The sequence below is a fragment of the Gordonia paraffinivorans genome, assembly GCF_900683595.1.
GTDB classification, from domain to species: Bacteria; Actinomycetota; Actinomycetes; order Mycobacteriales; family Mycobacteriaceae; genus Gordonia; species Gordonia paraffinivorans.
In genome coordinates this window covers 588,961-608,219 of the sequence record NZ_CAACYD010000005.1, presented here as the reverse complement: position 1 = coordinate 608,219, position 19,259 = coordinate 588,961, and the positions used below count along the sequence as shown (strand labels likewise).

The window sequence follows — 19,259 nt, the reverse complement described above, 5'->3', positions numbered from 1 at the left end:
CCTAACCGAGGATCCCGCCGGCATCAAACATTTGTTCGACGTGTCGCGAGACATTGTCGGAGCCGCGTGGTAGAAATCGAACATCAGTTCATCGAACAGGTGATCGACTGTCGAACGGTTCGAACACCCGGTTCGACCGACCACACCGGAGGGCCCCATGCGCACCGCGACTCTCGCCGACCCGATCCGCGTCGACACCCTGCGCCCCGATGTCGTGCGCGCCGGTACCGGCCGCACCCGCCTCGTCCCCGGCGACGCCGATCCCGTCGTTCCCGGTCGTCGCGCCGTCCCGCGCCGGCGCCCGGCGGACAACCGGGCCGCCGACAACCGACCCGCACCGGAGTCGGTGATCTACGGTCCCCGGATCGCCGCGACGCGGTGTGCGTCGCCGGTGGGCACGCGAGGGCGCGGTCTCGTCCCGGCGCGCGTGGATGCCGACGATCGCGCGCTGCGCGTCGCGCCGTCGGCGGCGATCCGCCGTCGTCGCCGGACCGCGGTCGCGATCCTCGCCGGGGTCGGCCTGGCACTCGCGGTGTGGGTGCTGTCGGTCGTCGGCCAGAACTACGCGGCGTCGGTCGCGCCCTCGGCGGTCGGCACCGAGGTGGTCCACGTGCGCTCGGGTGACTCGCTCACCGGCATCGCCGCCCGGGTGGCGCCCGACCTGCCGCGTGAGGCGGTCGTCGAGGACATCATCCGACTGAACGACCTGCCGTCGAGCGGTCTTCGCGTCGGTCAGCCACTCCTGACGCCGAGGTACCGATAGGCCCGACGGTATCCTCGATGTCACAGGGACCGGCCGAGACACGGCCCGACGCGGCGAACGTCGGCGCGGAGAGGTCCCGCGACCCGCGTGAGGATACGATGCGCTGCCCCTTCTGCAAGAACGACGACACCAAGGTCATCGACTCGCGTGTCGCTGACGAGGGACAGGCCATCAGGCGTCGTCGTTCCTGTGTCGCATGCGGCCGCCGGTTCTCCACGGTGGAGAGCGCGGTTCTGGCCGTCGTCAAGCGCAACGGCGTCACCGAGCCGTTCAGCCGCGAGAAGGTGATGCGCGGTGTGCGGCGTGCCTGCCAGGGACGCGATGTCGCCGAGGACGCGCTGGCGCAGCTCGCCCAGCAGGTCGAGGACACGGTCCGGGCCAGCGGTTCGGCCGAGATCCCCAGCAACGAGGTCGGTCTCGCGATCCTGAAGCCGCTGCGCGACCTCGACGAGGTGGCCTACCTCCGGTTCGCGTCCGTGTACCGGTCATTCGACTCGATCGACGACTTCCAGCGCGAGATCGACGATCTCCGGTCGGCCAGGGAGTCAGCCGAGTCGGTCAAGAGTTCGTAGGACCCGCTTCTCCGACACCGGATAGGCGGTGCCGAGCCGCTCGGCGAACAGACTCACGCGGAGTTCCTCCACCAGCCACTGCGCTTCCTCGTTGACGTGGTCCCGGCGATGCTCGGGAACCTGCGTCAGGCGCTGTGCCCAGCGCTCGGTCACCCGATCCACCACGGCCACTCCGGCCTGATCCCGTGCCGCCGAGGCGGGCAGGGCCTGCAGTCGGGCCTGTGCCGCCTCGAGGTAGCGGGGGACGTGTTGCAGATGCCTACGCGGGGTGGCGCCGACGAATCCGTCGAAGACGAGGTTGTCGAGCTGCTCGGCGACGTCGTCGGCGGCCAGCGAGCCGGCGTGGCGGTCGACCGCCGCGCGCACCGGTGCGACCCGGCGGAGAACCTCGACGGCGAGATCGAAGTAGGCGGGCGCGGCCTCGGCGACTCGCGGACGCACCTTCTCGGCCAACGCCCGGAACGCCTCCGGCGACCGGATTCCGGCGAGAGCCGACGGATCGAGCGCCTCGACGGTGTCGCGGATCGAACGCCGCGTGCAATCGGCGAGCAGCGAGTCGAGATCGGGGTACGGACTCTGGCTCAGCGCGAGCCGGTCGGTGGAACCCAGCGATCCGGCGATCCGTCGCTGCAGCGGCGGTATCGCGAGATCGAGAAGAGCCACGATGCCCCTGCGCAGCAACCGGTCCCGGACCTGCTCGGACGCGGCGTCGACGACGACCACACCGCGCGTGCGGCCGGCGTCGTCGGTGACCGCGTCGATGGTCGGATACCTGGTGAGCTGCTGCCCGGCGACCTTCACGGTCTTCTCCGGCGGGAGGGTGCCGATGCCGTCGGCGGTCCACTCCCGGTACAGGGTGTTCTTGACCGTCTTCGGCGCGGCGGTCTTCGTGGTGCGCTGCAACTCGGAGAGCTCGTCCGAGCGCGCGAGCACGTTGCCCTTGGCGTCGACGACGGCGAAGTGCATCCGCAGGTGGGTGGGGATGCGGCCGGTGTCGAAATCCGCCGGGGTGACGGTCATCCCGGTGATCGCCGACAGTTCGCGCGCCAGCCCGGTGACCAGGGGCTCGCTGCGCGGCTTGAGCCGGGAGAGTGCGAGGTCGGCGAACTGCTGCGCCGGCGACATCGATTTGCGCAGACGTTTGGGCAGCGATTTCACCAGTGCAGTGGCGAGTTCGGAGCGCATGCCGGGCACCGACCAGTCGAAACCGACCGGCCGGACATGCGGCAGCAGTGCCTGCGGGATCACCACGGTGACGCCGTCGTCGGGTGCTCCGGGCTCGAAGCGATAGCGCAACTCCAGGCGGGTGTCGCCCTGTTGCCAGGCGCCCGGGTAGTCGGTGGGCGCCACCGAGGTGGTCGACGCCACGTCCTCGGGCTTGAGGTCGAGCAGCGCGGGGTTCTTTCGACGTGCCTTCTTCCACCAGGTGTCGAAGTGGCGGGCCGAGGTGACCTCGGCGCCGATGCGCTTGTCGTAGAACTCGTAGAGTTGGTCCTCGGTGATCACCAGACCGCGCGTCCGCGTGCGGTTCTCGACGTCGGACGCGGCCTCGAGCAGCGCGCGGTTGCGTTCGAAGAACGGATGATTCGTCTTCCAGTCGCCCTCGACGAGGGCATGCCGGATGAACAGCTCGCGCGAGACCACCGGGTCGACCGGCCCGTAGTCGACGCGACGGCGAGCCACCAGGGTGACCCCGTAGAGCGTCACCCGCTCGTAGGCCATCGCGGCCCCGCGCTTGGCCGACCAGTGCGGCTCGCTGTAGGAACGCTTGACCAGATCACCGGCCAGTTTCTCGGCCCAGAGCGGATCGATGCCGGCGACCGTGTGCGCGAACAGGCGTGAGGTCTCGAGGATCTCGGCGGCCATGATGAACGCCGGCGGCTTCTTCGCCAGCGGCGACGCTGGGAAGATCATCAGGGTGGTGTTGCGGGGGCCGGTGTACTCGCGGCCCTCGGTGTTGCGCGCGGCGATGTTCGACAGCAGGCCCGACAGGATCGCCTGGTGGACGGAGTCGGCGTCGACCTCGCCGGGTTCGGCCCCGGGCGGGCTCACCTGCCAGTCGAGGTCCTTGACGATGTCGGTGAGCTGCCGGTGCAGGTCCTGCCACTCGCGGATCCGCAGGTAGTGCAGGAACTCGCGCTCGCACATCTTGCGGAACTGGTTGTTGGAAAGCTCTTTCCGCTTCTCGGTGAGATGTCGCCAGAGTTCGATGTAGCCCAGGAAATCCGATCCGGGGACGTCGAAGCGCCGGTGCAGGGCGTCGGCGGCCTCCCGGTGCTCGGCGGGGCGCTCGCGAGGGTCGGGCAGGCTCATCGCCGACGCGATGACCAGGAGGTGGTCGAGGCACCCTAGATCGTGGCCCGCGATGAGCATGCGGGCGATGCGCGGGTCCACCGGTATGCGCGACATCGTGCGGCCGATCGCGGTCAGGCGCGGGGGAGTGCCGTCGCGTCCCGGCTTGATCGCCCCGAGCTCGGTGAGGACCGCCATGCCGTCGCGGATGGCGCGTTCGTCGGGGGCCTGGACGAACGGGAAGTCGGCGATCTCACCGAGCTTGAGCGAGGTCATCTGCAGGATGACGGCGGCGAGGTTGGTGCGCAGGATCTCCGGGTCGGTGAACGCCGGACGCGATTCGAAGTCGTTCTCGCTGTAGAGCCGGATGCACACGCCCGGTGCGACTCGGCCGCACCGACCGGCGCGCTGGCGGGCACTGGCCTGCGAGATCGGTTCGATGGGAAGGCGATTGACCTTCGTGCGCATCGAGTAACGGCTGATGCGGGCGGTGCCGGTGTCGATCACGTAGCGGATGCCCGGCACGGTCACCGAGGTCTCGGCGACGTTGGTGGCCAGCACGATCCGGCGTCCGTCGGAGGGGGTGAACACCTTCTGCTGGTCGGCGATCGACAGGCGTGCATAGAGCGGCACGATCTCGGCGCCGCCGCGGCGTCCTCCGAGCGTTCGCCGCTTGAGTGCGTCGGCGGTCTCGCGGATGTCGCGCTCGGTGGGCAGGAAGATCAGGATGTCGCCGCGCTCGTGCGCCCACAGCTCGTCGATGGCGGCGTCGATGCCCTGGATCTGGTCGAGATCGGCATGCTCTCCGCCGCCGTCCTCGTCGCCGGTGTCGGGCCGTTCGGACAGGCTCAGCGGGCGGTAGCGGATCTCGACCGGATAGGTGCGACCGGACACCTCGATGACCGGCACCGGGTTCTCCGGCGTGCTGAAATGCCGTGCGAACCGGGCGGGTTCGATGGTCGCCGAGGTGATGATCACCTTCAGGTCGGGGCGCTGGGGGAGCAGCCGCCGCAGATACCCCAGGATGAAGTCGATGTTCAGGCTGCGCTCGTGCGCCTCGTCGATGATGAGGGTGTCGTAGCGGCGCAGCATCGGGTCGGTGGCGATCTCGCGCAGCAGGATGCCGTCGGTCATCACTCGCACGAGGGTGTCGGCGCCGGACCGGTCGGTGAACCGCACCGAGTAACCGACGGCGTCGCCGAGTTCGGTGCCCGTCTCGTCGGCGATGCGCTTGGCCACCGAACTGGCCGCGATGCGGCGGGGCTGGGTGTGTCCGATGGTCCCGAGGATGCCGCGACCGAGTTCGAGACAGATCTTCGGCAGCTGCGTGGTCTTGCCCGAGCCGGTCTCGCCCGCCACCACGACGACCTGGTGGTCGCGAATGGCCTCGGCGATCTCCTCGCGTGCCGCGGAGACGGGCAGTTCGTCGGGGAAGGTCAGCTCGGGAACCGTCGCCTTACGGCGCTCGATACGCTGCTGCGCCTTCGCCACGTCGGCGACGAGCCGCGCCCACTTCTCCGGTTCGGGGTCTCGGCCGAGTTGATCGACGCGGCGTCGCAGTCGGTGCGCGTCGGCGATCCCCACCTCTCGCAGCGACCGCAGGACCTCGGAGCGGGACGGCGAGGTGGCTGGGGAATGAACCGGCATGATGCTCCCAGGATATGGGGCGGTCGGCCGCGCTCCCACCTCGCCCGGCATCATGATGGGCATGTCTGAATCTTCGGGAGCGCTCTGGCACGGTTTCGCCGACATGGGTGCCGTGACCGCCAACGGCCCCTTCGTCGTGACCAGGGGCGAGGGAACCCGCATCTACGACCGGGACGGCAAGGAGTACCTCGACGCGACCGCCGGCCTGTGGTTCACCAACATCGGCCACGGCCGCACCGAGATCGCCGAGGCGGTCTCGCGTCAGCTGACCTCGATCGCGCACTACTCGAACTTCGGCGACATCGCGAGCGACGTCACGCTTCGGCTCGCCGAGGAGCTGGCGCAGATCGCGCCGGTGCCGGGGTCGAAGATCTTCTTCACCTCCGGCGGCAGCGACTCGATCGACACCGCGGTCAAGCTCGCGCGCCGCTACTGGGTCGAGCAGGGCAAGCCGGAAAAGCGCGTCGTCGTCAGCCGCACGAAGGCCTACCACGGCATGCATGCGGCGGGCACCTCGCTGGCCGGCATCCCGCTCAACCACGACGGCTACGGCGAGCTGATGCACGACGTGCAGAACGTCGACTGGGACGACGCCAAGAGCCTGCTGGGTCTCGTTGAGCGCGTGGGCGCGGAGAACATCGCCGCCTTCTTCTGCGAGCCGATCATCGGCGCCGGCGGCATCTACCTGCCGCCCGAGGGCTACCTCGCGGAGGTGCGCGCGATCTGCCGCGACCACGACATCCTCTTCGTCGCCGACGAGGTCGTCACCGGCTTCGGTCGTATCGGCGGCGACTCGTGGTTCGCCTCGGCGCGCTTCGACCTGCAGCCGGACATGATCACCACAGCCAAGGGCCTGACGAGCGGCTACGTCCCGATGGGCGCGGTCTTCGCCGCACCGCGGGTCGCCGAACCGTTCTTCGCCGGCGGCGTGTGGTTCCGCCACGGCTACACCTACGGCGGTCACGCCGCCGCGGCGGCGGCCGCCCTGGCCAACCTCGACATCATCCGGCGAGAGGGGCTGCTCGCCGAGGCGACGCGCCTGGAGGGCGACCTCGCGGCGGCGCTGTCCCCGCTGGCCGAGCTCGACTCGGTGTCCGAGGTGCGGACCGGCCTGGGCGCGGTGACCGCGGTCCAGCTCGCCGACCCGTCGACCGCGCCCGCCGCGGTGCTGAAGCTGCGCGAGCACGGCGTGAGCACCCGCGCCGCCGGTCAGGGCGCGCTCCAGATCTCCCCGGCGTTCGTCATGACCACCGCGGAGGTGGGCGAGCTGGCCGACCGGATCCGGACCGCCCTGAGCTGAGTCTCCGGGCCGGGTTCTCCCGGCCGAACACCGGTCACAATGCAACGAGGCCCGGCTGCCTTTGGCAGCCGGGCCTCGTTGTCACCGGAGAAGCCGTGTGACGCTTTCGATCAGGCGTTCGCGAGGACCTCGGTGGTGGCGAGGGCCTGGGCGACGCCGGCGACGATCGAGGCGACCTTGAGGGCCTCGAGGATGGCCTCACGCTCGACGCCGGCCTCACGCAGGGTGTTCTCGTGAGCGGCGACGCAGTGGCCGCACCCGTTGATCGACGAGACGGCGAACGACCACAGCTCGAAGAGGGCCTTGTCCACGCCCGGGTTGCCGATGATGTTCATCCGCAGGCCGGGACGCAGGTCGTCGTACTTGCCGTCGAGGAAGCCGCGACCACGGTAGAACACGTTGTTCATGCCCATGATCGACGCAGCACCGAGGGCGGCGTTGTAGGCCTCGGCCGACAGGGTGTCGGCGGCCTCGTCGGCGATCTCGCTGAGCACCTTGGCGTTCTTGGTGGCAGCAGCGGTCGACAGCAGGGTGCCCCACAGCTGCTCCTCGTTCAGCACGGTGGTGCGGCTGATCGAGCCGAGGTTGAGCTTGAGGTCCTTCGCGTACTCGGGAAGGGCTTCCTTCAGGTTGTCGATGCTCATCGGCTCTCCTCTCAGACGCCGGCCGACATGAGCTCGCCGGCGTTGATGGTCGGGTCGCCCTTCTTCCAGTTGCAGGCGCAGAGCTCATCGGACTGCAGGGCGTCGAGGACGCGCAGGACCTCGTCGACGTTGCGGCCCACCGAGCCGGCGGTGACCGACACGAACTGGATCTCGTTGTTCGGGTCGACGATGAAGGTGGCGCGATCGGCGACACCGTCGGCGTTGAGAACGCCGCAGGCGGTGGCGAGCTCGCGCTTGATGTCGCTCAGCATCGGGAAGGGGAGGGTCTTCAGGTCCTCGTGCTGTGCACGCCACTGGAAGTGGACGAACTCGTTGTCGACCGAGGCGCCGAGGACGACGGCGTCGCGGTCCTCGAACTCGTCGTTCAGCTTGCCGAAGGCCGCGATCTCGGTCGGGCAGACGAAGGTGAAGTCCTTCGGCCAGAAGAAGACGACCCGCCACTTGCCCGGGTGGTCGTCGGAGGTGACGGTGGTGAAGTAGTCGTCGGGCTGCTGGGCGTTGACCTTGCTGAGGTCGCCGCCGATGACGGCGGTGAGGTTGTAGGCGGGGAACTGGTCACCGATGGTGAGCAGGGCCATGTGTCGCTCCTTCAGCTGGATTGGTGTACCTGAGTTGCACGCGAAGTTCTTTCGCGGCGTACGAGTACTATCGTGCCCGATTTTCGGAAAAAACGAAAGGTGATTAGTAGCACTATACTGATAGCCATGCCCGATAGAACCTATCAGCCGACGATCGCCGGACTCCGCGCCTTCGTGGCCCTCGCGCAACGTCGGCACTTCGGTGCCGCGGCCACCGACCTCGGCGTCAGCCAGCCGTCGCTCTCGCAGGCGATCTCGGCGCTCGAGACCGGGCTCGGCGTCGCCCTGGTGGAACGCACGACCCGTCGCGTGCACCTCACCCCGGACGGCACGGAACTCCTGCCGAAGGCGATCGCGGCGGTGGAGGCGGTCGACCAGTTCACCGCCGCCGCAGCCGGGACCGGGGACCCCCTGAGCGGTTCGATCCGCTTCGGCGTCATCCCCACCGTCGCGCCGTATGTGCTGCCCGCAGTTCTCCGCGGGCTCGCCGACGAGCTGCCGGACCTGCGTCCGCGCGTCGTCGAGGAACAGACCGCACGTCTCGTCGAGCAACTTCGCGGGGGGACCCTCGACGTCGCCCTGCTCGCACTCCCGCTGGATGTGCCGGGGATCGTCGAAGTGCCGCTCTACCAAGAGGATTTCGTGCTCGCGCTGCCCGCCGGGCACACCCTGGCGGGCAAGAAGCGGCTCGATCCCAGCGCGCTGGCGGACCTGCCGCTGCTGCTCCTCGACGAGGGGCACTGTCTACGCGACCAGGCGCTCGAGGTCTGTGCGCTCGCCGGCGTCCGGCCCGACCTCGGGCAGACCCGGGCCGCCTCGCTGACCACCGCCGTGCACTGCGTCGTCGGGGGACTGGGCGTGACGCTGATCCCGCAGACCGCGGTTGCCTCGGAGACGGCGTCGGGCGACCTCGCGATCGCGACGTTCGCCCCGCCCCGGCCCGGACGCCGGATCGGCTTGGTGTTCCGCAACTCCGCGCGGCACGACGAGGCCTACCGGAAGCTGGCGCAGATCATCGGCCGGTTGGTGTCGGCCACCGGTGCGGTGCGGCCGATCTGAGGCCGGCCCACGCGTCGCCGGCCGGTCGGAGTCGACCCGTGGGACTCACTCCGACGCGGCCTCGGCCTGGGAGAGTGCCTCCCACTCGTCGACCAGACTCGAGTCGACCTCGCGCACCATGGTGCCGAGATCGGCGACGATCTGCTCGATCTCCGGGGTCACCGCACTGGTGGGGACTCCTTGGCGGAGAACGCGATAGCAGTCCGACAGGTACCGCAGTACCACTCCCTCGCTGCGGGCGAGGCCGTAGGCGGAGATGAGCTCGGTGAAGGTCATCGCCTTCTCCAGCATCTCGCGCAGCACCGACTTCGGCGACGGCGGGAACGACGACACCCACGGGTGTCCGCGCCGGTAGATGTCGAAGGCGGCGAAGATCTCGTCGCGCAGCGGCTGCGGCCAGGTGATCTCCTCCAGCCGCGCCATGCGTTCCTCGTACTCGATTCCGTCGGCCTTCATCTCCGCGATCGCGGCGTCGCGGGCGGCCTTGCGCTGCGCGATGAGCAGCGGTCGCGGGTCCTCCAGGGTCGACTCCAGGACGGACACGACATCCAGTGCGTACGTGGACGATTCGGGGTCGAGGATCTCGAAGGTGGCCAGTGCGAACGCCGAGAGCGGATTGGTGAGGGCGAAGTTCTCCGGCATGTCGACGCTCAGTGCGATGTGCCGGCCGGTCTCGTCGGGCTCGTCGAGCTGCATGACGATCCCCGCGTCGCGCAGGCCCCGGTACAGCTCGATGGTGTGCTTGATGTGGCGCAGCTGGCGATCGCGCGGCTCGTGGTTGTCCTCGAGCAGATGGCGGACGGCCGCGAAGCAGTCGCCGGGTCGCGAGAGCACCTCGAGCAGCATCGCGGTGGTCATCTGGAAGTGGGAGCGCAGCGGTTCGTCGGGGGCGTCGACGAGCTGGGTGAAGGTCTTCTCGCCCCAGGAGACGAAGCCCTCGGGTGGCTTGCGGCGCACGATCTTCCGCAGCTTCTTGGGGTCGTCGCCGGCCTTCGCGACCGCACGCGCGTTCTCCACGTCGTGCTCGGGTGCCTGGGCGACGACGTAGCCGACGGTGTCGAAGCCGGCGCGGCCCGCGCGTCCGGCGATCTGATGGAACTCGCGCGCCCGGAGGCGGCGCACCCGGCGCCCGTCGTATTTGCTGAGCGCTGCGAAGAGCACGGTGCGGATGGGCACGTTGATCCCGACGCCGAGCGTGTCGGTGCCCGCGATCACCTTGAGCAGGCCCTGCTGGGCCAGCCGCTCCACGAGGCGGCGGTAGCGGGGGAGCATGCCGGCGTGGTGGACGCCGATCCCCGAACGCAGCAGCTTGCTCAGGGTGTTGCCGAAGCCGGTGGAGAAGCGGAAGTCGCCGATGGCCTCGGCGATCGCGGCCTTCTCCTCCTTGCTGCAGATCTTCACGCTGAGCAGGGCCTGGGCGCGTTCGACGGCCGCCGCCTGGGTGAAGTGCACGACGTACACCGGTGCGCGCCCGCGCTCCACGAGATCGGCGATCGTCTCGTGGATCGGGGTCATCGCATAGTCGTACTCGAGCGGCACCGGGCGCTGGGCGCCGGTGACCTCGACGGTCTGGCGGCCGGTCCGCCGGGTGAGGTCGTCGACGAAGAACGACACGTCGCCCAGCGTCGCCGACATCAACAGGAACTGGGTGCGCGGCAACTCGATCAGCGGCACCTGCCACGCCCAGCCGCGGTCCGGGTCGCCGTAGTAGTGGAACTCGTCGGCGACCAGGGTGCCGATGTCGCTGTCGGGCCCGTCGGAGAGGGCGAGGTTGGCGACGATCTCGGCGGTCGCGCACACGATCGGGGCGTCGGGGTTCACCGAGGCGTCACCGGTCAGCAGGCCGACCTGGTCGGCGCCGAACATCCCGCACAGCTCGAAGAACTTCTCGCTGACGAGCGCCTTGATCGGCGCGGTGTAGAACGCCCGCTCGCCGCGGCATCGCGCGAAGTAGAGCGCGCCGGCGGCCACGAGCGACTTCCCCGAACCGGTCGGGGTCGCCAGGATCACGTGGCTGCCGGCGAGCAGCTCGAGCAGGGATTCCTCCTGATGCTCGTACAGGTCGATGCCGCGTTGCGTCCACCATTCGGTGTACCGCTCGAGCGCCAGGTCTTCGTCGTCGACGGGGACCAGCCCGGCCGACTCGGCGGTGGTCAGATCGACGATTGCGGACCCTCGTCTCCGGGTTCGTCGCCGCCGGGGCCGTTCTCGCCGAAGCGGCCTTCGGTGGGTCCGCCCAGGCTGCCGTCGATCGAGCCGCCGTTCCCGGCGTGCTCGGCCAGGAACCGCTCGAGCTCGGCGCCGAGCTCCTCGCCGCTGGGCAGGGACTCCTCGGCAGCGAGCAGCGAGGCGCGCTCCTCGGCCGCCTGGTGGTAGGCGTCGTACTGGGTCTCGAGCGCGGCGACGACCTGTTCGATCTCCGCGTTGCCCTGGACCTCCTGGTCGACCTGTGCCCGGACCTTGTCGGCGGCGCTCTCCAGCGCGGCCAGCGAGAACTCGAGACCGGTCAGCTCCGACACCGCGCCCAGCAGACGGGCGGACGCGGCGGGATAGTTGGTCTGGGCGAGGTAGTGCGGGACGTGGACCGACAGGCCCGACGCCCGGTAGCCCGCCTGGCCCATCCGCAGCTCCAGCAGCATCGACGCGCTGGCCGGCAGTTTCATCGCCGAACCCCACCGCGGCAGGTCGCCGAGCGAATCGGGGTCGGTGCCGTGCGCGGTGATCGACGGCGGCCGCGTGTGCGGCACCGCCATCGGGATCGCGTTGAGGCCGATCACGTCGGTCACGCCGAAGCGCTCGGCCAGCCTGCGGACGGCGTCGACGAACTGTTCCCAGCGCAGGTCGGGCTCGGCGCCGGCGAGCAGCAGGAAGCCGCGACCGGTGGTGTCGCGGATCGCATGGAGCGTCAGCTTCGGCATGTCCACGTCGGTGAACGTCTCGCCGCTGAAGGTGATGGTCGGGCGGCGCGAGCGGTAGTCCATCAGCTCGTCGGACGAGAACGTCGCCACCAGCTCCGACTCGAGGCTCTCCCGCAGATGGGCCGCCGAGAGCGCGACCGCATGACCGGCGTCGGCGAAGCCCTCCAGGGCATGGATCAGCACCGGGCCGGTGCCGTCGGCTCGGCTCACCTGCGGAGCGGGAAAGGCGAGCTCGTACAGCGCGTCGTTGCGCGCCGGATTCTCGTCCACGTCGTCCCTCCTTACACGTGTGGCGGCGTCCACGGTGGACGCCGGAGTCGTCGACGTCCGTGGCGGACGTCATCGAGATCATCGGCCCCCATTGTCTCCTACCGCCATTGTCTCGTACGGCGAGGACATGCGGGCACGGGTGGGCCGTTCGAGGGGATCAACACCCGGAGGCGGCCGGTGATTCCCGGGACGGGTGAGGCGTGCGTGGTGTGTCACCCCGGGCGCGGGACGGCCGCGGTGGCACAGTAGTGCGTTGTGACCCCGGCTACCGCTCACCGTCCCACGTCCACGGCACGTCGTGTGCCCGCGCTGCTGCTGGCCGCCTGCGCCATTCTCGCCGGCGGGGTGCTGTCGGCGTGCTCGGTCAGCGGCGACGCACAGCCGTCGAACGCCGACCTGTCGTCCCGCTCGGTGTCGGCGTCGGACTTCCCGTCCGGCTCGGCCGACCGCATCCCGCCGCCGGCGGTCGGGAACGCGCTCGCCGACGTCACCGGCGCCGCGGTGCCCGGGCAGGCGAAGGACACGAGCTTCGACCCGGCCGACTGCGCGCCCGAGCCGGTCTCGGCCGACGGCGCGGTGGCCTTCCTCGGCTACGGCACGGTGGATCGCTCGACACTCACGACGGTCGTCGCGCACGTCACCGCGCCGCTGGCCGAGGTGGTGGATAGGGCCAGGCGCTGCCCGGAGTTCACCCGCACCACCTTCGGTGCGTCGTCGACGGTGACCACCGAGGTCCTGCCGGCGCCCCCGGCACCCGACGGCGTCGCGACCGCGACGCTCAGGAGGACGATCGTCACCGGCGGCGAGGCCGCGCCGGTGACGACCAGCACGCTGACGCTGCTCGGCGAGCGCGACGACGTCCGCGTCTACGCCGAATACCGTTGGCCCGGAGACTCTCCCGTCGCGCCGGAGGATTCCGCGGCGCTCGACGAGCTGTTCACCAAGGCCCTGGCCGCCGCCTTCGGCTGAGTGCTGGCCGCCGCCTTCGGCTGAGTACAGGCTGTGGATGACCGGAGCCGGGTTGTCCACAGTCGCCGCCGGGGCGGGTCGAGGGCGTCGGCACGCGCCGATGCTGTCGGGCATGTCCTCACTCACCCCGAATTCGTCCTCGCCGCGCGGCCCCCTCGACCCGACGACGCTCCTCACCGCCGTGCCCGCCCTGATCGGTTTCCTGCCCGAGCGGTCGATCATCGTGATCGCGTTCGGCGCGGGTCGCGCGTTGTCGGCGACGATGCGTCACGACCTGTTCCTCGACGGGGCGGGCGCACCCCGACCCGAACTGTCCGGTCTGCTCGCCGATCTCGGGACCATCACCGACTCCTACGGCGTGGAGGAGGTGGCGGTGATCGTCGCCGACGACCGTCACCGGATCGACGGCCCCGAGTACCGGCGGGTCGTCGAACTCGCCGACCGGCATTTCTCCGCGATCGGCGGCGTCGCCGCGGGCTTCGCGCTCGCGGAGTTCCGCGCCGGCGCGCCGTGGACGACGATCTGGTGCCCCGACGACCAGACGTGGGCGGTCGACATGAGCGGAGGACGCAGTGGTCTGCTCGGGGACCCGCACACCTCGCCGACGGCGGTCGCCACGGCGGTGCGAGCCGGGCGGCGCATCCTGGCGCGCCGGTCGGAGATCCGGGCGATGCTCGACCCGCTTCCGGGGGAGTGCAGCCGGGAACGGCCGGACCGCGACTGCCCCGGCTGCGCAGCCGAGGGCGTCCCGAGATCGGGTGCGGCCACGGCGGCCTCACCCGCGGACCTGCTGGAGTGTGCGATCGGGTCGGTCGTCAGGGCGACGGAGCCCCTGGATTGTCGGAGTCTGCCCGTGCTCGACCGCGCCGTGAGCGATGTCCGCGTCCGGGATGCGCTGCTCGGCCTGGCGGTCACCGACCTGCGGGATCGGGCCGAGACGCGGTGGCGCGAACTCACCCGGCGCCTGACCGGCCGCGGCCGGGCGGCCGCCGCGACGCTGCTCGCGCACCTGCACTACGTCGCGGGGGAGGGTGCCTACGCAGGGACGGCCCTCGACGTCGCGCTCGAGGCCGACCCCGGGTACGAGCTGGCGCGGATGCTCGACGAGTGCCTGCGATCGGGACTGCGCCCGGCGAAGGTGGCGCAGCTGGCCGACGTGGGGTACGACGCAGCCGCCCGCGTGGGTGTACGGCTGCCGCCGATCACCAGGCAGGCAGCGGGGTGATCGGCGGAGGTCTCGACTAGACCTTCTCGACGACCTTTTCCACGAACACCGAGTGCGCCATGTCCGGGGAGAGCTCCAGGCCCTCGTGGCCCGGGGTGTTGATGGTGATCGTGCCGGCCTGGTTGGTCACGGTGACACGGGCGTTCGGCACCACGCCGGCCTCGCGCAGCTGCGCGATGAGCGACGGGTCGGACTGCACGTGCTCCGACAGGCGCCGGATGATCACGGCCACGGTGTCGCCCGGCGGGAGCTCGGCGACGCGGGTGGCGCCGTCGTCGGTCGGGGAGAGTTCCACGCCCAGCAGATCCAGGCCCGGGATCGGGTTCCCGTACGGCGACGTCGTCGGGTAGTCGAGGACGGCGAGCAGTCGGCGCTCGACGTTCTCGCTCATCACGTGCTCCCAGCGGCAGGCCTCCTCGTGGACCTGATCCCAGGGCATGCCGATGACGTCGACCAGCAGGCGCTCGGCCAGGCGATGCTTGCGCATGACCGCGATCGCCAGCGAACGGCCCCGTTCGGTGAGTTCGAGGTGACGGTCGCCGGCCACCCGGAGGAGTCCGTCGCGTTCCATCCGGGCGACGGTCTGGGACACGGTGGGACCGCTCTGGTCCAGGCGCTCGGCGATACGTGCCCGCAGCGGCACGATGCCTTCCTCTTCGAGGTCGTAGATCGTCCGCAGGTACATCTCGGTGGTGTCAACCAGATCGTTCACTGTGCCCAATCCCTTTCGTCTCCGCCCAGATTACCCTGCGCACCCCGGGTGACCTCGGACGCTGAGTGCCGGCGACGCGTGCCTCACCCCTGACCGTACCGGGGTGTGCGGCATGTGACACCGATGCCCCGGCTGCGAGGTGAACCACTAGCCTGAAGGCGTGAGCGATATTTCCACTGCCGTCATCTGGAGCGAGGACTTCCTCTCCTATCGATGGGCCCACACCCATCCCATGAACCCGGTGCGGCTGGCCCTGACGATGACCCTCGCCCAGAGCCTGGGAGTCCTCGACGGCATCGAGACGGTGCCGCCGAAGAGCATCGACGACGACGCCCTCACCGTCGTGCACACCCGCGACTACATCGACGCCGTCCGCGCGGTCGGCTCGGGAACGGCATCGCTGTCCGGGCCGCTCCTCGAACGGCTCTTCGGGCTCGGCGACGCCGACAACCCGGTCTTCGCCGGGATGCACGAGGCCGCGCGACTGCTCGTCGGCGGCACATTGGCCGCTGCGCAGGCCGTCGCCACGGGAGCGGCCACCCGCGCGGTCAACATCGGCGGCGGCATGCACCACGCGATGAAGGCCCGCGCCGCGGGGTTCTGCATCTACAACGACTGCGCCATCGCCATCCGGTACCTGCTCGACCAGGGTTTCGACCGCATCGCCTACATCGACGTCGACGCCCACCACGGTGACGGGGTGCAGGTGGAGTTCGCCGCCGACCCGCGCGTGATGACCGTCTCGCTGCACCAGCACCCGGCGACCCTGTGGCCGGGCACCGGCTGGCCGACGGAGATCGGCGACGGCGACGCGCAGGGCACCGCGGTCAACCTCGCGCTCATGCCCAACACCGAGGACCGCCTGTGGCTGCGTGCGTTCCACGCCGTCGTCCCGTCGTTGATCGCGGACTTCAAGCCCCAGATCATCGTCAGCCAGTGCGGCGCCGACAGTCATCGCGCCGACCCGCTCACCGACCTCTCGCTCACCGTGGAGGGCCAGCGCGCGGCGATGATCGCGATGCGTGATCTTGCCGACAAATACTGCGAGGGACGGTGGATCGCCGTCGGCGGCGGTGGCTACGGCGTCGTCAACGTCGTGCCGCGCAGCTGGACGCACCTGCTCGGCGTCGCGCTCGGCCGGGAGATCGACGTCACCACCGAGATCGACGAATCCTGGTGTGCCACAGCAGAACAGATCGCCACCCAGGTCCACACGGACTATGCGCGCCCGCCCGAGCGGGTCATGGGCGACGGCGGCGACGTCGACTTCCAGCCGTGGGACGGAGACGCCGGGCAGGAGCCGCCGGAGGGGGTGAGCGCGACCTCACAGCGACAGACCGATCGTGCGATCCTGTCGACGCGCCGTGCGGTGTACCCTCTGCACGGTCTCGACCCGGAGGATCCACGTGACTGACAAGGACGCCCCGACCCCGCCGAAGTCCGATTCCGCGTCCACCGCGCAGGCGACGGCCGACAAGCCCGAACCGCGCGAGGCGTGGGACTATCCGCGACATTGGATCGCGGACGTGCTGGCCGCCGACGGCGGCGTGGTCCACCTGCGTCCGATCGTCCCCGACGACGCCGAACGGCTCGTCGAGTTCCACTCCAAGCTCTCCGAACGCACCCGCTACATGCGGTATTTCGGTCCGACGCCGACCCTGCCGCCGCGCGAGGTGGCCCGGATGACCACCGTCGACCACAAGCAGCGCGTGGCGATCGTCGCGATGCTGGGCGGCGAGATGATCGGCATGGGCATCTACGAGGGACTCGCCTCCGAGGGCAAGCCCGAGTCCGCCGAGGTCGCCTTCGTCATCGCCGACGAACACCAGGGACGCGGGCTCGGCCCCATCCTGCTCGAGCACCTCGCCGGCGCCGCCGCCGAGAACGGCTTCACCCGCTTCGAGGCCGAAGTCCTCAGCGAGAACCCGAACATGGTGGCGGTCTTCCGCGACGCGGGCTACCAGCTGTCGCGCAGCTTCGACGGCTCCACCGTGCACGTGGAGTTCACCATCGATCCCACCGAGGCCCTGCTGTCGGTGCGCAACGCACGCGAGCGCGCGTCCGAGGCCCGCAGCGTCGCCAACCTGCTGCGCCCGGCCTCGGTGGCCGTCATCGGCGCGTCGACCGACCCGAAGAAGGTCGGAAACGCGTTGCTGGCCAACATCATCGCCGGCGGGTTCACCGGTCCGGTGTTCCCGGTCAACGGCCCCGCCCGCGTCGAGGAGGAGGGAGAGGACCCGAGGCGCTGCGGTCACGGATCGGTCGCGTCGGTGTCCCCGCGACAGCGTCGGGTGCGGCCGCGCCCGCCGTCGGTGCGCGGCATCCGCGCCTACGAGACCGTGCGCGACATCCCCGACCCCGTCGACCTCGCGGTGGTCGCGGTGCCCGCGTCCCAAGTCGACGACGTGCTCGACGACTGTCTGGTCAAGGGCGTGCGCACCCTCGTCGTGGTCTCGTCGGGCTTCGGCGACTCCGGCGAGCAGGAGGGTCTGGAGAACGAGCGGCGCCTCGTCGCCCAGGTGCGCGAGCACGGCATGCGCCTGGTGGGACCGAACGCGCTCGGCGTGGCCAACAACGACCCGGAGATCGCGCTGAACGCCACCCTGGCCCCGCACATCCCGGCCGCCGGGCGCGTCGGCTTCTTCTGCCAGTCCGGCGCCCTGGGCATCGCGATCCTCGACACCGCCGCACGGCGCCAGATCGGCCTGTCGACCTTCGTCTCTGCCGGCAACCGCGCCGACGTCTCCGGCAACGACGTGCTGCAGTACTGGGACAGCGACGCGTCCACCGACGTGATCCTGCTCTACCTCGAGAGCTTCGGTAACCCGCGCAAGTTCTCCCGCATCTCGCGGCGCGTCTCCCGGTCCAAGCCGATCATCGCGGTCAAGTCGGGCAAGGGTGCGATGAGCCCGGTGCGCAAGGCGCGCGCCGCCGCCAACTTCGACGACGAGATCGCGCGCATGATGCTCGAGCAGGCCGGCGTCATCCAGGTCGAGACGATCCCCGAACTCTTCGACTGCGCAGCGCTATTCGCCTATCAGCCGTTGCCGCGCGGTCCGCGCGTCCGCATCATCGGCAACTCCTCGGTGCTCGGCAGCCTGGCCGCCGACACCGCCCGCAGCGGGGGACTCGAGGTCGTCGACACCGTAGACCTCGGTGCGGGCGCCACCGAGGAGCAGTTCGAGGACGCGGTCTCGGCGGCGATGCGCGACCCCGGCGTGGACTCGATCGTGGTCGTGTTCGTCCCGCCGGTGGCGGTCGACGCCGACTGGCACGCGCGGGCGCTGGTGGCCGCGGCGAACATCCCCGACGCCGACGGCGCCAAGCCCATCGTGACGACCTTCCTCGCCGTCGACGGCATCCCGCCCGGCCTCACCAAGCCCGGGCCGAACGGCCTGCCCGAGCGCGGGTCGATCCCGTCGTACGCCAGCCCCGAGCGCGCGGCGACCTCGCTGGCGCGGGCCTGGCAGTACGCGAAGTGGCGTATGCGCCCGGAGTCGGAGATCCACCGGCCCGAGGGCACCGACCCCGAGGCCGCGCGCATGTTCGTGCGCGAGGCCATGGCCGCGCCCGACGGGCACGTGGACGGGGCCCGCACCGCGGAACGGCAGCTGTCCGCGGTGGACTCGGCGAAACTGTTGCGCTGGTACGGGATCGGCGTGGTCCCGTTCCGCGAGGTCACCACGATGCACGAGGCGTCGGCGGCGGCCCGCGAACTCGGGTTCCCCGTGGCGGTGAAGGCGACGTCGTCCAAGTGGCGGGGCCGCCTCGACCGCGAGGGCGCCCGTCTCGACCTCCCGGACGCCACCGCCGTCGTCAACGCGTTCGCCGAGCTGCGCGAACTGACCGGCGACGAGGTGCTGCACGTGCAGAAGATGGCGCCGAAGGGCGTCGGCACGGTCATCCGGGTCCGCGACGACCAGTCGTTCGGCTCGGTCATCTCGTTCGGGTTGTCCGGACGCACCTTCGAACTCCTCGGCGACCACGGCTACCGGGCGATCCCGCTCGCCGAGCTCGACGCCCGAGAGCTGATCGACGAGCCGCGGTCGTCGCCGCTGCTGGCGGGATACCGGGGAGAGGAGCCGGCCGACAAGGAGGCGCTCGTCGACCTGCTGCTGCGGATCTCGACGCTCGTCGACGACATCCCCGAGGTGCGCGAGGTGCTGTGCGATCCGATCCTCGCGTCGGTCGACGGGGCGTCGGTGCTGAACGCGCAGGTACGCGTCGGCCCGGTGCCCGACAGGCGGGACACCGGGCCGAGACGGCTCAACTAGGCGGGGAGAACCCCG

General features: G+C 70.4%; 14 protein-coding genes. 8 read left to right on the top strand and 6 right to left on the bottom strand.

Annotated features, from left to right (window positions below; all coding sequences use genetic code 11):
• The first annotated feature begins 157 nt into the window (after nt 1-157).
• A complete protein-coding gene (locus E1P53_RS04905; RefSeq protein WP_131733617.1) occupies nt 158-763 on the top strand; it encodes a LysM peptidoglycan-binding domain-containing protein in 606 nt (201 codons plus the stop codon).
• 98 nt (nt 764-861) lie between these two features.
• A complete protein-coding gene (nrdR, locus tag E1P53_RS04900) occupies nt 862-1,335 on the top strand; it encodes a transcriptional regulator NrdR (RefSeq protein ID WP_040526372.1) in 474 nt (157 codons plus the stop codon).
• Here the strand turns inward: nrdR and hrpA are convergent.
• Nucleotides 1,309-5,274 (bottom strand): ATP-dependent RNA helicase HrpA, encoded by a 3,966-nt coding sequence (gene hrpA / locus E1P53_RS04895; RefSeq protein ID WP_131733616.1) that lies wholly within the window; start codon nt 5,272-5,274, stop codon nt 1,309-1,311. The genes nrdR and hrpA overlap by 27 nt on opposite strands.
• A gap of 61 nt (nt 5,275-5,335) precedes the next feature.
• On the opposite strand from hrpA, the gene E1P53_RS04890 reads away from it, so the two are divergent.
• On the top strand, nt 5,336-6,574 hold the full coding sequence (locus E1P53_RS04890; RefSeq protein ID WP_051997160.1) for an aminotransferase family protein: 1,239 nt from the start codon (nt 5,336-5,338) through the stop codon (nt 6,572-6,574).
• 110 nt (nt 6,575-6,684) lie between these two features.
• On the opposite strand, the gene E1P53_RS04885 is transcribed toward E1P53_RS04890, so the two are convergent.
• Both E1P53_RS04885 and E1P53_RS04880 read right to left on the bottom strand, forming a co-directional pair.
• Nucleotides 6,685-7,218 carry an alkyl hydroperoxide reductase gene (locus tag E1P53_RS04885; protein ID WP_006899177.1) on the bottom strand — a complete coding sequence of 178 codons (534 nt, stop codon included), beginning with the start codon at nt 7,216-7,218 and terminating at the stop codon, nt 6,685-6,687.
• An 11-nt stretch (nt 7,219-7,229) separates the two neighbouring features.
• Nucleotides 7,230-7,817, bottom strand: a complete 588-nt coding sequence (locus tag E1P53_RS04880; protein WP_006899176.1) for a peroxiredoxin — start codon at nt 7,815-7,817, stop codon at nt 7,230-7,232.
• A gap of 126 nt (nt 7,818-7,943) precedes the next feature.
• Between E1P53_RS04880 and E1P53_RS04875 the strand changes: the two genes are divergently transcribed.
• Nucleotides 7,944-8,876 (top strand): hydrogen peroxide-inducible genes activator, encoded by a 933-nt coding sequence (locus E1P53_RS04875; protein ID WP_109237795.1) that lies wholly within the window; start codon nt 7,944-7,946, stop codon nt 8,874-8,876.
• Between the two features lie 45 nt (nt 8,877-8,921).
• Here the strand turns inward: E1P53_RS04875 and E1P53_RS04870 are convergent, their stop codons facing one another.
• Nucleotides 8,922-10,886, bottom strand: coding sequence for a DEAD/DEAH box helicase (locus E1P53_RS04870; protein ID WP_244941113.1), 1,965 nt, complete (start codon nt 10,884-10,886; stop codon nt 8,922-8,924).
• Between the two features lie 143 nt (nt 10,887-11,029).
• Entirely contained in the window at nt 11,030-12,064 is a 1,035-nt protein-coding gene (locus tag E1P53_RS04865) for a PAC2 family protein (protein WP_131733615.1), read from the bottom strand.
• A 255-nt stretch (nt 12,065-12,319) separates the two neighbouring features.
• Here E1P53_RS04865 and E1P53_RS04860 point away from each other — a divergent pair, with 255 nt between their 5' ends.
• Both E1P53_RS04860 and E1P53_RS04855 read left to right on the top strand, forming a co-directional pair.
• A complete protein-coding gene (locus E1P53_RS04860; RefSeq protein WP_230825130.1) occupies nt 12,320-13,033 on the top strand; it encodes a hypothetical protein in 714 nt (237 codons plus the stop codon).
• Between the two features lie 112 nt (nt 13,034-13,145).
• Entirely contained in the window at nt 13,146-14,258 is a 1,113-nt protein-coding gene (locus tag E1P53_RS04855) for a DUF4192 domain-containing protein (protein WP_244941112.1), read from the top strand.
• Nucleotides 14,259-14,274: 16 nt separating this feature from the next.
• Here the strand turns inward: E1P53_RS04855 and E1P53_RS04850 are convergent, their stop codons facing one another.
• Nucleotides 14,275-14,970: an iron-dependent transcriptional repressor DtxR gene (locus E1P53_RS04850; RefSeq protein ID WP_109237799.1), complete on the bottom strand. Its 696-nt coding sequence runs from the start codon at nt 14,968-14,970 to the stop codon at nt 14,275-14,277.
• A 169-nt stretch (nt 14,971-15,139) separates the two neighbouring features.
• Here E1P53_RS04850 and E1P53_RS04845 point away from each other — a divergent pair, with 169 nt between their 5' ends.
• Complete coding sequence (locus E1P53_RS04845) at nt 15,140-16,384, top strand: acetoin utilization protein AcuC (RefSeq protein ID WP_131733832.1); 1,245 nt, start codon at nt 15,140-15,142, stop codon at nt 16,382-16,384.
• Nucleotides 16,377-19,244, top strand: a complete 2,868-nt coding sequence (locus tag E1P53_RS04840; RefSeq protein WP_131733614.1) for a bifunctional acetate--CoA ligase family protein/GNAT family N-acetyltransferase — start codon at nt 16,377-16,379, stop codon at nt 19,242-19,244. Before E1P53_RS04845 ends, E1P53_RS04840 begins: the two co-directional genes overlap by 8 nt.
• Nucleotides 19,245-19,259 lie beyond the last annotated feature (15 nt).

What these genes read in the sequence shown, in the direction of transcription:
- E1P53_RS04905 (WP_131733617.1), top strand. Translation starts at nt 158, where the DNA reads ATGCGCACCGCGACTCTCGCCGACCCGATCCGCGTCGACACCCTGCGC.
- nrdR (WP_040526372.1), top strand. Translation starts at nt 862, where the DNA reads ATGCGCTGCCCCTTCTGCAAGAACGACGACACCAAGGTCATCGACTCG.
- hrpA (WP_131733616.1), bottom strand. Translation starts at nt 5,274, where the DNA reads ATGCCGGTTCATTCCCCAGCCACCTCGCCGTCCCGCTCCGAGGTCCTG.
- E1P53_RS04890 (WP_051997160.1), top strand. Translation starts at nt 5,336, where the DNA reads ATGTCTGAATCTTCGGGAGCGCTCTGGCACGGTTTCGCCGACATGGGT.
- E1P53_RS04885 (WP_006899177.1), bottom strand. Translation starts at nt 7,218, where the DNA reads ATGAGCATCGACAACCTGAAGGAAGCCCTTCCCGAGTACGCGAAGGAC.
- E1P53_RS04880 (WP_006899176.1), bottom strand. Translation starts at nt 7,817, where the DNA reads ATGGCCCTGCTCACCATCGGTGACCAGTTCCCCGCCTACAACCTCACC.
- E1P53_RS04875 (WP_109237795.1), top strand. Translation starts at nt 7,944, where the DNA reads ATGCCCGATAGAACCTATCAGCCGACGATCGCCGGACTCCGCGCCTTC.
- E1P53_RS04855 (WP_244941112.1), top strand. Translation starts at nt 13,146, where the DNA reads ATGTCCTCACTCACCCCGAATTCGTCCTCGCCGCGCGGCCCCCTCGAC.